Annotated in this window: 12 protein-coding genes; all 12 read right to left on the reverse strand. The window is 57.6% G+C overall.

Going from position 1 to position 12659, the window contains the following annotated elements:
- Window positions 1–2: 2 nt before the first annotated feature.
- The 12 genes from HMPREF9451_RS07385 to HMPREF9451_RS07440 all read right to left on the reverse strand — a co-directional run bounded on the left by HMPREF9451_RS07385 (window position 3) and on the right by HMPREF9451_RS07440 (window position 12642).
- Window positions 3–725, reverse strand: a complete 723-nt coding sequence (locus tag HMPREF9451_RS07385) for a xanthine phosphoribosyltransferase (protein WP_009139679.1) — start codon at window positions 723–725, stop codon at window positions 3–5.
- Window positions 726–837: 112 nt separating this feature from the next.
- Window positions 838–2292, reverse strand: coding sequence for a sensor histidine kinase (locus tag HMPREF9451_RS07390; RefSeq protein WP_009139680.1), 1455 nt, complete (start codon window positions 2290–2292; stop codon window positions 838–840).
- Window positions 2293–2303: 11 nt separating this feature from the next.
- Window positions 2304–3062, reverse strand: a complete 759-nt coding sequence (locus HMPREF9451_RS07395; RefSeq protein ID WP_009139681.1) for a response regulator transcription factor — start codon at window positions 3060–3062, stop codon at window positions 2304–2306.
- Window positions 3059–3715, reverse strand: a complete 657-nt coding sequence (gene phoU, locus HMPREF9451_RS07400; RefSeq protein ID WP_009139682.1) for a phosphate signaling complex protein PhoU — start codon at window positions 3713–3715, stop codon at window positions 3059–3061. Before phoU ends, HMPREF9451_RS07395 begins: the two co-directional genes overlap by 4 nt.
- A 5-nt stretch (window positions 3716–3720) precedes the next feature.
- Complete coding sequence (gene pstB, locus HMPREF9451_RS07405) at window positions 3721–4533, reverse strand: phosphate ABC transporter ATP-binding protein PstB (RefSeq protein ID WP_009139683.1); 813 nt, start codon at window positions 4531–4533, stop codon at window positions 3721–3723.
- A 13-nt stretch (window positions 4534–4546) separates the two neighbouring features.
- Window positions 4547–5401 carry a phosphate ABC transporter permease PstA gene (gene pstA, locus HMPREF9451_RS07410; protein ID WP_009139684.1) on the reverse strand — a complete coding sequence of 285 codons (855 nt, stop codon included), beginning with the start codon at window positions 5399–5401 and terminating at the stop codon, window positions 4547–4549.
- Window positions 5401–6252, reverse strand: a complete 852-nt coding sequence (gene pstC, locus HMPREF9451_RS07415; protein WP_009139685.1) for a phosphate ABC transporter permease subunit PstC — start codon at window positions 6250–6252, stop codon at window positions 5401–5403. Before pstC ends, pstA begins: the two co-directional genes overlap by 1 nt.
- Window positions 6253–6264: 12 nt before the next feature.
- Window positions 6265–7155 carry a substrate-binding domain-containing protein gene (locus HMPREF9451_RS07420; protein ID WP_009139686.1) on the reverse strand — a complete coding sequence of 297 codons (891 nt, stop codon included), beginning with the start codon at window positions 7153–7155 and terminating at the stop codon, window positions 6265–6267.
- Between the two features lie 184 nt (window positions 7156–7339).
- Entirely contained in the window at window positions 7340–8200 is an 861-nt protein-coding gene (locus HMPREF9451_RS07425; protein ID WP_009139687.1) for a bifunctional 5,10-methylenetetrahydrofolate dehydrogenase/5,10-methenyltetrahydrofolate cyclohydrolase, read from the reverse strand.
- Between the two features lie 32 nt (window positions 8201–8232).
- Entirely contained in the window at window positions 8233–8856 is a 624-nt protein-coding gene (locus HMPREF9451_RS07430) for a cyclodeaminase/cyclohydrolase family protein (RefSeq protein ID WP_009139688.1), read from the reverse strand.
- A gap of 144 nt (window positions 8857–9000) precedes the next feature.
- Window positions 9001–10668: a formate--tetrahydrofolate ligase gene (locus HMPREF9451_RS07435; RefSeq protein WP_009139689.1), complete on the reverse strand. Its 1668-nt coding sequence runs from the start codon at window positions 10666–10668 to the stop codon at window positions 9001–9003.
- A gap of 306 nt (window positions 10669–10974) precedes the next feature.
- Window positions 10975–12642 (reverse strand): FAD-dependent oxidoreductase, encoded by a 1668-nt coding sequence (locus HMPREF9451_RS07440; RefSeq protein ID WP_009139690.1) that lies wholly within the window; start codon window positions 12640–12642, stop codon window positions 10975–10977.
- Between the last annotated feature and the right edge of the window lie 17 nt (window positions 12643–12659).

A 12659-nucleotide genomic window follows, 5' to 3' on the forward strand; every position in this document is an offset into this window, starting at 1 on the left:
GGCTACCTCTCCGCGTTCGCACCGGAACCGCCGCAGGCGGATGCGGCATTGGAAGAGGTCTTCGCGGCAGCGCATGCATTGGCGATATCGTCCGCTTCGCATTCGATGACGCCGCCGAAATCGGCGCAAGAAGCCGCCGCGTCATTCTGCTCGCGGAAGACCAACTTGCCCGTTTCAGGGTCCATCGCATCCACAATGGCCAAGGACTCAAGGCGATACCCGCGCTCGCGCAGGCTCTTGCCGCCGGGCTGAAAGCCCTTTTCGATGGCGATGCCGATGCCTTCGACGGTGGCACCCGCAGACTCGACAATCTCAATCAGTCCGTCGAGTGCGCAGCCGTTCGCAAGGAAGTCATCGATAATCAGCACGTGATCTTCGGGGCCGATGTATTTCTTGGACACAATCACGTTGAAAATCTTGCCGTGCGTGAAGCTTTGGATGCGCGTCGTGTACATCTCGCCATCAAGGTTGATGCTCTGTGCCTTCTTGGCAAACACCACCGGCACGCCAAAATGCTGCGCCACGATTGCGGCAATGCCGATGCCCGAAGCCTCGATGGTCAGAATCTTGTTGATGGGAGCGTCGGCGAAAAGACGTTTGAGCTCTGCGCCCATTTCGTTGAACAACGAGATGTCCATCTGATGATTCAGAAAACTATCGACCTTCAACACGCCTTCGGCCTTCACCACGCCGTCGCGCTGAATACGCTCTTCGAGAAGCCTCACGACCCTACCTTTCACCCGCATTTACCAATAGGGATCAGTGTAGCCGAGCATGATGCGGGGAGATAGGCTTCAAAAACGGACAAACGAAAAAGATTTTCGCAAAGCAGACACCTTAGCGCTGGAAGAGAACCTCGAACACGCTGCCGCGCGGCTTATTCTCGGAAATAGAGACCGATGCGCCATGCAACTGCGCCGCATGCTTGACGATAGCCAGACCAAGCCCGCTGCCGCCCGTTTCCTTCGAACGACTTTCGTCCACGCAGAAGAATCGCTCGAACACTTTCTCGCGCATGTCCTCGGGAATACCCATGCCGGTATCGGCAACGCGAACGAACGCAAGGCCTTGCGCGTTTCGTCCCACGCACACATCGACCTTTCCCCCATCGACGTTGTATCGAATGGCGTTTTCCATGAGGTTGCGCAGCATCTCTTCGATTATACGCGCATTCCCCACAACCTTGACGTCTCCCGAACCGTCCCCTTCGAAAACGTTCAGGCCCACCGTAATCCCCCGACGACGAGCCGCAGACGCCAGCCTGACCGAAACGTTGCGGGCAACCTCGACCAGCGAGACGCTCTGATCCATGTCGATACGCATATCTTCCGCCTCAGCGTCGTCGAGACGGGAAAGCGTCAAAAGCTCGTCGACCATAGACTTCATATGCTGGGCTTCTTCGTAAATGTGCCCGGCAAACTGCTTCACATCCTCAGGACGAGCAATGCCGCGCTCGATGATCTCGGCATACCCGGAAACAACCGTGAGCGGCGTCTTGAGCTCATGAGATACGTTGCCCGTGAAGCGGCGGCGCTCCGCCACCTGCGCATCGAGGCGCTTGCGCTGCTCGTCAAGGCGGTTGATCAGGGGAACGAGCTCTTCGGGCACATTGGCGCCGTGCGGGTGGTCAAGGTCGACCGCAGAAAGCTCGGAAGTGACCTTGCGCGATATGACCCATCCCACAAGAAGAGATATGCCGACCGTAGCAAAAAGCACCACAAGATAGGGAACCAGCATGGCAGACATGATGCCCCACACGCTCGAATGCGTTTTCGCCAAACGCAAAACAGACCCCTCTTCAAGACGCACGGAATGATAGAGGGTTTCCTCGCCAAGCGTTTCCGAATAACGGCCCGCTTCGCCTTCCCCCTCCTCCATGGCCTCTATGACCTCAGGGCGGAGCGCATGATTATCGAGGCTGGCAACGTCGGCCGCGGTGTCGAATAACACATCGCCGTTGCGATCGATCAAGGTCACACGCGTTCCGGGTACGACGATGTTCGCATGACGCTGAAGGACGGTCTTGGCGTCAGTATCGCCATCGATCTGCGCATCAAGCGTGTCCGCGAGGCTTTCGCATTCCGTCTTGAGATCGCTTACGGCCTGGCGATCGAGGACGAGATAAAACACAAGCGCGAAAAGCACCGCGCATACAACCGCCAATGACGCCGTAGCGACCATGACCGTATGCGAAATGCTCCGAGAAAGAGAACGGCGAGGAGCCTTTCGGGTCCGCTCGCCGCCCTCGGTTATTGCATTGAAGCTCGACTCGTCTTGACGCAAAGAGCTCAAACGACTCGCACCTAGCCTTTCATACGGTATCCGACGCCGCGAACCGTCTCGATAAGCGACGCAGCCTCTTGGTCGATTTCGCCAATTTTCTTTCGCAGAGTCTGGATATGCGCGTCAACCGTGCGCGTCTCCCCCGCCACTTCATAGCCCCATACCTGAACAAGAAGCTGATTGCGCGAAACCACCATGCCGCAATTGCTCATGAGGAAACGAAGCGTCTCGAACTCCTTGTGAGTCAAACGAACCTCATCGCCACCTACAGAGACGAGATAACGTGCGGCATCGAGGCGGATAGGCCCGATTTCGAGAATTTCCTTGTCGCGCGATACCTCGGAGTCTGACGAACGAGACGACTCGGCCTCGGCACGAGCTAGATCTGCAGCCTGGCGCGCCCGCTCTTCGTTGCGGCGGGCGCGACGCAGCAAAGCATTCACGCGCGAAAGCAGCTCCATCATGCCAAAAGGCTTCGCCAGATAGTCGTCTGCGCCGGCATCAAGCCCCGTAACCGTATCGAACTCGGTCGATTTCGCCGTAAGCATCATCACGGGAACGTCGGCCGTATCGTCGCATGCGCGAAGCTTCTTAAGAACGGAAATGCCGTCCTCACCAGGAAGCATCACATCGAGGATGAAAAGATCGGGAACCGCGCGCTCGATGGCCTCGTACAGCTCCGCAGCGCAGGAAAAACCCTGCGTTTCATGCCCGGTCTGCGCAAGCGTGTAGAGCGTAAGATTGCGGATTTGCTCGTCATCCTCGAGATAGTAGATCATCCGATCAGGTCTCCTTTGTAGTATCCCGTGAGGGAGTATCCTACCCACTCAGCAACATTTTGGGCATGGTCGCCGATTCGTTCAAGATATTTCGCCACCATAAGAGCGCCAATGAGACCGTTCGCCGAACCAGACCCTTCCTGGATTGTCGTAATCACGCCCGTTTTGACCGCATCGAACAATGCGTCCACTTCATCGTCGCGACCGACGACCGCACGCGCTTTCTCCAGGTCCTGCTCGACAAACGCCTCCACGGCATCATGCACCATATCACAAGCGCACTCGCCCATGCGGCGCAAATGAACGGCAAGGCGTGCGTCGAAAGCCTCGTCGGCGGATATGGAAGTCTCGCAGATATCCGCCGCCTGGTCTGCGATGCGTTCGATATCGCCGACCATCTTCAAACCCGCCGAAACACGGCGCAAATCGCCTGCCACGGGCTGCTGCGTCAGAAGCAGCTTCAGACACAGGCTCTCGATCTCCCGCTCTTGACGGTCGATGTCATCGTCTCCGTCTATGACCTTCTTTGCCAGATCATCGCTGCGGTCCTCCATGACCTTGATGGCGTCAGAAACCGCATCCTGCATGGAAGACGCCATGACCAGCAGCTGGGCGTCGAGCAGCGCAAGCTGCTGTTGAAACACATCGCGCATGAGTATCAGCCAAACCTTCCCGTAATGTAATCGTCGGTGCGCTTATCGACCGGATGGCTGAACAGCGTTTGCGTGTCGCCGTATTCAACCAGGTCGCCCAGCAGGAAAAACGCGCACATATCGGAGATGCGTGCGGCCTGCTGCATGTTGTGGGTCACCATGACGACCGTGTAATCCTTCTTCAATTCGATAGCCAAGTCCTCGATACGGCCGGTGGACAAGGGGTCGAGCGCGCTCGTGGCTTCGTCCATCAGAAGCACCTCGGGCTCGACCGCCAGGGCACGAGCAATGCACAATCGCTGTTGCTGACCTCCCGAAAGGCCGAGCGCGCTCTTCTTGAGACGGTCTTTCAGCTCGTCCCAAATCGCGGCCTTTCGCAAGGCGTTTTCGACGATTTCCTCAAGCTTCGCCTTGTCCTTGATGCCATGAGTGCGCGGGCCGAAGGCGACATTGTCGAAAACGCTCATCGGAAACGGATTGGGCTTCTGAAACACCATGCCCACTCGACGGCGCAGCAGGTTCACATCGGTTCCCTTGGCGTAGATATTTTCTCCGTCGAGATTCACCTCGCCTTCAATGCGGCACCCCTCGACCAGGTCGTTCATGCGGTTGAGCGTGCGCAGCAGCGTTGACTTTCCGCAACCGGACGGTCCAATGAAAGCCGTGATCTTGTTCGCGGGAATGTCCATGTTCACGCCATGCAGCGCATGGAAGTCGCCATAGAACAGGTCGAGATTGTTCACGGCGATTTTCGTCGGCGCGACCTCGATGCCGCCCTCTGCGACAAGCGTCTTTTGGTCGGTGATGATTTCACTCACGTGAGATTCCTTTCTAAGCCTTCGTGATGCGCTTTGCGGCAAACGAGGCCAATGCGTTGATGAGGACCACAATGATCAGCAAAACAACGGCCGTTGCATAGGTTGCGTCGATATGGAGGCCTTCGCACGAAAGCACATACATATGCACAGACATCGTGCGGGCGGAATCGAACACGCCCATGGGAATGGCAGCAACCGTTCCTGCCGTGAAGATCAGCGCAGCCGACTCTCCGACAATACGGCCGATTGAAAGAATGATGCCGCCCAGGATTCCCGGCATAGCGGGAGGAAGCACGACCGAAAGCACCGTGCGCAAACGACCGGCCCCAAGACCGAAACTTCCCTCGCGATACGAGTCGGGTACGGCGCGCAAAGCCTCCTCGGTCGTACGCATGATGGTGGGAAGCACCATGATCGCAAGCGTCAAGCAGCCCGAAAGAAGCGAAAGGCCCCATTTCAAAAACGTCACGAAGAAGAGCATGCCGAACAAGCCGTACACGATGGACGGAATACCTGCGAGAGTCTCGGCGGTAACGCGCACCACCTTGACGAACTTGTTGCCTCGCGTGGTGTACTCCACGAGAAATATCGCTGCCATGACGCCAAGAGGCACGGCGATGACCAGCGTCAGAAGAACAGCAAGCAAGGTGTTGACCAGGGACGGAAGCATAGAGACGTTCTCCGAGTTGTATTCGACGGAGAACAGTTCCGGCCTTAGATTCGGAACGCCCATAACGAGAATGTAACCGACGATTACCACGAGCACGGCAACCGTGAGAATTGCAGCGCAGTGCACGAGAAGGTTCAAGAAGACGGATGACTTTCTCTTATGCGGCTTGCGCGCAGCAGACGAAGAGACGTTATTCATTACTTCTTAGACCTCGCATTCAAAGCGGCAAAAGCAAGATTGATGATAAGCACGAACACGAACAGGACCACAGCGGTCGCGATGAGCGCCTCACGATGCAAGTCGGCCGCATAGCCCATCTCCATGACGATGTTGGTCGTAAGCGTACGCACGCCCTCAAGAATGCTGCTGGGAATCTGGACCTGGTTGCCGGCGATCATGACCACCGCCATCGTCTCGCCGATAGCGCGGCCGATGCCCAAAACGACACCCGCCATGATGCCCGACCCCGCAGCGGGAACCAGGACGCGAAACACGCTTCGTTCGTGATCGGCTCCAAGCGCGAGCGCGCCTTCGTAGTAGCTGTCAGGAACCGCATCGAGCGCATTGCGAGCAACCGTGATGATGGTGGGAAGAATCATCACGCCCAAGATGATGGATGCGGCAAGCAGGCTCATGACTTGCACGTGAAAGAGTTGGCGAATAAGCGGCACGAGCACCACAAGACCGAAGAAGCCGTAGATAACCGAGGGAATGCCGGCGAGAAGCTCAACGCCGGGCGTCACGATGCGCTTAACGCGAGGGCTGGCAAACCGAGAAAGATACACGGCACAGAAAAGACCCGTCGGAACGCCGATGACAAGCGCTCCGAGCGTTGCGTAGATGCTGCCCAGAATCATCGGCAGGATGCCGAACGTCTCGCTTGCCGGACGCCATACAGTTCCCGTAAGGAACTCGACCACGCCGATTTTTCCAATAGCGGGCACACCGCTTGCGAAGAGGAAGACGCATATCAAGGCTACTGCGAGGATCGAAACCCCCGCAGCAGCCGTGAAAAGCACCTTCGCGAGAGACTCTTTGATGCCTTTCATAACGTGTAATCGCTATGCGACGTTGGACCAGTCGGTGATTTCACCGGTGAAGATACCCTTGACCTGCTCGGAGGTCAGGCCGTTGACGGCGGAATCGTTGTTGACAACAACCGCGATGCCGTCCATGGCGATGACAACCGGCTTGACGCCCTGGGAGGTTTCGGAGTCCTTCAACTCGCGAGAGGCCATGCCGAGGTCGCAGGTGCCGTCGATGGCAGACTGGACGCCGGTGGAGGAGTCGGACTGCTGGACTTCGATGTTGACATCGGGATTCAGAGCCTGATATGCCTCGGCGAGCTTCTCCATGACGGGGGTCACGGAAGAAGAGCCGGCAACAACAACCTTGCCGGACTTGCCGGAAGCGGTGTAGGGCTGAGCGTCGTCTGCCACGGAGACGTAGTTCTCTTCGCTCACGACAGCCTGACCGTCAGAGCTCATGATAAAGTTGAGGAAGTCCTGGGCAACATCGGAAAGGCTCTGGCCAGCAACGACGTTAAACGGACGTGCAACCTTGTAAGAACCGTCCTTCACGCCATCGGCGCTCGGAGCAACGCCGTCGATCTCGACGGCCTTCACCGTGTCGTTCAAAGATCCCAAGGAGATGTAGCCGATGGAGCTCGAATCGCCGGCAACCGTAGTCATCATGACCGACGTGGAGTTGGTGACGACGGCAGAAGTGGTGGTTGCGTCGTTGCCGTCAGCATCCTCAATCTCGAAGAGCTCGGTGAACGCCCCGCGCGTGCCGGAGCCATCCTCGCGAGAGATGACAGAGATTGCCCCGCCCGTGGAAGAGCCGGACCCGTCGGAAGAAGCGTTGCTTCCGCCCGAGCATCCTGCCAGGGCAAACGCACCGAGAGCGCACACGCAAGACAGGGCGAGTGCAAGGAGTTTCTTAGCTTTCATTGTTCGGCATTCCTTTCATCGAAGATTCGTTTCATTGCGAACAAACGCCACGCAGTACTTTAGGAAGCCGTTATCAAACGCACGTCAAGGGGGAGTCAGATCGAAGTAAAGTTCGGTCTGCAGCAAAAAAAGCGGACGCCGATGCGTCCGCCTCCTCAGTTCTTTTCTGTTCTTCTCCGCGGTTCTAGCATTCGCAGCGTTGCGCCGCCTCGATCACATGCTTCATCAACACGCTCGTGGTCACGCCGCCGATGCCGCGAGGAACCGGCGTGATGGCCCCTTCGTCGCCAAGGACGCCCTCTGCGGAATCGAAATCGGCGTCACCGCACAAATCCCCATCCTCATCCATGTTGATGCCCACGTCGAGCACGATCTGCCCGGGCGAAAAATACGTTTTGTCATACGCCCTGGCACGACCCGTAGCCAACACTACGATATCGGCGGCTTTCACAACGGCAGGCAGGTTTTCCGTGCGCGAATGGCACACGGTCACCGTGGCGTTGCGCTCGAGCAGCATCATGGCCACGGGACGCCCAATCACCAGACTGCGGCCCACTACGACAACATGCTTTCCCTCGATAGCTATGCCGTAGCCGTCAAGCATCTCAAGACATGCCGCCGCCGTACAGGGAGCGAAGCCTTCGCCGCGACCCGTGAACACGCGCGCCAATGCCGCGCGGCCAATACCGTCGACATCTTTGCGCGGGTCAAGCGCTTCGCACGCCGCCTCTTCGTCATAGCCCGCCGGAAGAGGACGAAACATCAAGCACCCGTGAATGCCCTGGTCGGCATTTATCTCGCCAATGGCTTTCATCAGCGCATCCTGACCAGCGTCCTCATAGAGCTGAAACAAGCGCACACCGATGCCCAGAGCTTCCGCCCGTTTGATAGCGGTTCTTTCATAGGACAGGTCGTCCGGACGAGCTCCGATGCGTACGATGGCCAACACAGGGTCGATGCCGCGATCTTTCAGTGCGGCAACGCGCTTTAGGCCGTCCTCCTTCAATGCGTCGATAATCGGCTTGCCTGCAAGAATTCGAGGCATTCTTTTCTCCTCTACACCCAGTTTCTACGAACCTATCTCACCCGGACAATGCTTTCGCGCACCGCAGCATGCACTTTGTCGGCCGCGGGGGCGGTTTTCTCTATCAGTCCGTTCGCTTCCTCTTCGTACGCAAGAGCCTTGGCGCTATCCTCCATAAGACCCGTATTGATGAACACGTTCAATGACGCGGCCTCAAGCGCTGCTTTCGCAAGCACCGCAGAAGCTCCCACGTCGGACAGGGCAAGCTTCGCCGAATTGAGCACAAGGTATTCGTCCGCTTCGACAACTCGGGCGCACACGCGCATAATGGAAAGCGGGACTTCGCATGCGGCGTGCAGGGCTTCCTGCTCCGCGCGCGAGCGGCAGGCCCGCTCTTCCTCCGTCCCCTTCGGCATCTTCCAACACGCGGCAAGCTTCGAAAACGCCTCGGCATCACCCTCAATCAAGGAAATCAACTCGCTGCGATAGGCGTCAAGCCTGGCAAGGGTTTCTTGCAAAACCTGTTCGCGGTCGGCGAACTTGGGTTTGCCGATTGTGAGGTTGGCGACCATGGAACCAAGCGCCGCCGCAAGCGCGCCGGCATAAGCCGATGCCCCGCCGCCGCCCGGAACAGGCGCCTTGCTTGCAAGATCGTCCGTGAATTTCGTATCTATCACCGAGACTCCTCTGCGAAAAATCAAAATACTCAGCCACCGATGGTCGGAAGCACCGCCGACCATCGGCAAGAATAAAACAGTGCGCCGGCTCTTCAGCCGGCGCACCGCACTTTACACGTTATTCGCCCAAACGGACGATTCCTCTTAGAACAGGCCGGAAATCTTGCCCGTTTCGTCTACGTCGATCCTTTCGGCGGCAGGACGCTTCGGAAGACCGGGCATGGTCATGATATCGCCCGTCAAAGCGACGATGAAGCCAGCACCGGCAGAAACCTTCGCCTTGCGCACCGTGATGCGGAAACCGCGCGGAGCGCCGAGCTTCGTCTGGTCGTCGGAGAAGCTGTACTGGGTCTTCGCCATGCAAACAGGCATATGGGCGAAACCGAGCGCCTCAAGCTGCGCAATCTCCTTTTTTGCAGCAGGCGTAAAATCAACGCCGTCGGCATGATAGACGCGCTGAGCGATGACCTTGATCTTCTCGGCAATCGACAGGTCGTCCTCGTAGGCGAAGCTGAAATCGTTCGGCTCTTCGCACAAGCGCACGACCTCTTCCGCCAAAGCCATGCCGCCTTCGCCGCCTTTCGCCCACACCTCGGACAGAGCCACGTTGACGCCGAGCTCTTTGCACTTGGCCTCGACCAGGTCGAGCTCTGCCTTGGTATCGGTCGGGAACGCGTTGATGGCAACGACGCAAGGAAGCTTGTAGACCTTCGTGATGTTTTCCACATGCTGCAGCAAGTTGGGAAGACCGGCCTCGAGAGCTTCGAGATTCTCTTCGTTGAGATCGGCCTTGGCAACGCCGCCATGGTTCTTAAGCGCGCGAACGGTGGCAACAACGACGACGGCATCGGGCTTCAAATCCGCAAGGCGGCATTTGATGTCGAGGAACTTCTCGGCACCAAGGTCTGCGCCGAAGCCGGCCTCAGTGATGCAGTAATCGCCCAGAGCCATAGCCATGCGAGTCGCCATGATGGAGTTGCAGCCGTGAGCGATGTTTGCGAAGGGGCCGCCATGCACGAATGCGGGGGTTCCTTCGAGCGTCTGTACGAGATTGGGCTTCAGGGCGTCTTTGAGCAATGCGGTCATGGCGCCTTCGGCGTTCAGCTGACCCGCGGTGATAGGCTGATCGTCGCGCGTGTAGCCGACCACGATGCGCGCAAGGCGCTCTTTAAGATCGGTGATGCTGGTGGCCAGGCAGAAGATAGCCATGATTTCAGAGGCAACCGTGATGTCGAAGCCGTCCTCGCGCGGCACGCCGTGGGCCTTGCCGCCCATGCCGCAGACAATATTGCGCAGCTGACGATCGTTCATGTCAACCGCGCGCTTCCACGTGATCTTGCGCACGTCGAACCCGAGCTCGTTGCCCTGGTGGATATGGTTGTCGATCATAGCGGCAAGCAGGTTGTTCGCAGCGCCGATGGCGTGGAAGTCTCCTGTGAAGTGAAGGTTGATGTCCTCCATGGGAACGACCTGGGCCCAGCCGCCGCCTGCAGCGCCGCCCTTGATGCCGAACACGGGGCCAAGCGAAGGCTCGCGCAGGGCAACAACCACGTTTTTGCCGATCTTGCGCATGCCGTCGGCCAGACCGACCGTCGTGGTGGTTTTGCCTTCGCCTGCGGGCGTGGGATTGATGGCGGTCACCAGGATAAGCTTGCCGGGCTCATGCTTTTCATCGAGCAGCAAGTTGTAATCTACCTTGGCCTTGTATGAGCCGTACATTTCAAGATACTTTTCGGGGACGCCGGCACGCTCCGCAATGGCGGAAATGTGCTCGGGGGTTACGGACTGGGCAATTTCAATGTCTGACAACACGTCGGGCCCTTCCTTTCCTGCTCGATGGAGATTAACGAATGAAATTCATTCTACCCGCCATCAGCGCTTGGCAAGTGAAACTTTGACGAACGCCCCTATCCTCTCCAGAATCGGTACCCCGAAAACGAAGAACGCCTAAGCAAAAAGAACATGCAAAGGCCCTGCCGCACGCAATTGATCCGAGACGCAGTACGCAAGCCCAACAAAAAAACCGCCGTATTGGACGAACCCAATACGACGGTAGTGCAGAAACAAAGCGAGTTACGACAAGAAGAACCCAGCATGCAGGCTCAAAAAACCGCTGTCCTACGACAGGGCTTCCCCAAGCTTTGTACCACATAGATATCCCGACGTAATCGTATTAGCCATCCCATAGCCAAATCCGACATAGGTGTCGTTGTACAAGTTTCCGCCCGCTTCGTTTCCGACTGCATACAGGCCCTTAATCGGCAGCTTCGCATCGTCGAGCACCTGATAATCGGTATTTACAAGCAGCCCTCCCCACGAACAGAGGTTGTTTTCTTCGGCGATAATCGCATAATACGGCCCCTCGCCGAGCTTCTTCAGATATGCCGCAGGCTTGCCGTACTGCTCGTCAACCCCCGCTTCGCAAGAAGCGTCATAGGATGCCAGCTGGGCGGAAAAGATTTCAGCGTCCATGCCTGCAGCACGCGCCAAGTCTTCGGCGGTGTCGCCCTTGTACCCTTTTCCATCCTCGACCATCCGGTCGAATACGTCCGTAATCCCCTCCCAGGGCGTATCCAGGTCATAAACAGGCTTGTACTCAGGAGGCAGACCAGGCGAGTAATCAACACCCAAGCCGGTAAGACCCTGTGCCTCAAGCGTGTCCATCATGGACTTGGACACGATTACGTAATGAAACGACCCCTGATAAGCGCTCGAGTTAGCAGCAGGAACCGCGTCCAGCACAAGCGACTCGCTACGGAAACGCTTGCCCGTCGGCCCCACATTGAGCACGTTGGCCACGTAGGAAAGAATCATAGGGTACTTGGCGGGAAAATCGTCGAACGACGACAGCAGAGAATCGGTTGCACGCGCCAACGTCTGGTGCAGCATTTGACCGCCGAAGTTCTGCGGCTTGCACGCGCCTGCATGCCATGCCATCTCAAGGCCTTCTCCAATATTCTGAGGCAAGCCTGCGAACACGCCCTCGAAACCGAAAGCCGCCTTCACCATAGCAGCATTTGCCCCGTAGCCGCCCGTCGCAATAACCACGGCGCGCGCATTTAGTTGCATGCCGCGGCCCTGATTGTCGACAACTACTACACCACCAATCGAGCCGTCTTCGTTTTTAACCAAGCGCTTTGCAGTGGTTTCGAAGAACAGCGCCCCCTCAGGTTTGACGAATTCTTCCACCATGGCGTCAAAAAGCGGCCCGCGCTCGTCATATTCGGGAAGCGCGGTAATATCGGCCCCCATGCCTAAATAGGTGAAATTCCACCCGAGTTCAGCCATCCAATCGACAGCAGCCGATGAGGAGTTGACCAGCTGGCGAATCGCGGCCGCATCCACGCGCCAATGCGAATCGGCAATCCAGCTTTGGATAATCGGCTCGGTATCGGTAGTCACACCAGCAGCCTTAGCGAAAGAGCTGTTCGGAACAGACGGAGCCCACGATTTCAGGCTTGCGCCGCCAAGATGGGAGGTTTTCTCCACGATGGCGACCCTAAGCCCCGCCTGCGCAGCACGCACGGCGGTATTGGTGCCCGAGCATCCGGCACCTACAACCACGACATCGTAGTCCTGGGTTTCTTGAACGTCCACATCCTCAGACGTATTGCCGGGCAGCGCACTTGAAAGCATGACATCGAGTCTTGACTTCCAATCGACAGCATCATTCGATGCGGATTCCTTTCCGCTGCTGGACACCGACGGCGAGCACGCTGCAAGCCCGCATGCTGCAAACGCGCCTGCAAGAGTGGCGCCAACAAATCCTCTTCTTGAAACGGCCATGGGTTCTCCTCCTCCTG

This window comes from Slackia piriformis YIT 12062, assembly GCF_000296445.1.
Classification (GTDB): Bacteria; Actinomycetota; Coriobacteriia; order Coriobacteriales; family Eggerthellaceae; genus Slackia; species Slackia piriformis.

Bases quoted from the DNA above. Each gene is read 5' to 3' on its own strand.
- HMPREF9451_RS07395 (WP_009139681.1), bottom strand. From the start codon at position 3,062: ATGATCTACTATCTCGAGGATGACGAGCAAATCCGCAATCTTACGCTC.
- phoU (WP_009139682.1), bottom strand. From the start codon at position 3,715: ATGCGCGATGTGTTTCAACAGCAGCTTGCGCTGCTCGACGCCCAGCTG.
- pstA (WP_009139684.1), bottom strand. From the start codon at position 5,401: ATGAATAACGTCTCTTCGTCTGCTGCGCGCAAGCCGCATAAGAGAAAG.
- pstC (WP_009139685.1), bottom strand. From the start codon at position 6,252: ATGAAAGGCATCAAAGAGTCTCTCGCGAAGGTGCTTTTCACGGCTGCT.
- HMPREF9451_RS07420 (WP_009139686.1), bottom strand. From the start codon at position 7,155: ATGAAAGCTAAGAAACTCCTTGCACTCGCCCTGTCTTGCGTGTGCGCT.
- HMPREF9451_RS07425 (WP_009139687.1), bottom strand. From the start codon at position 8,200: ATGCCTCGAATTCTTGCAGGCAAGCCGATTATCGACGCATTGAAGGAG.
- HMPREF9451_RS07440 (WP_009139690.1), bottom strand. From the start codon at position 12,642: ATGGCCGTTTCAAGAAGAGGATTTGTTGGCGCCACTCTTGCAGGCGCG.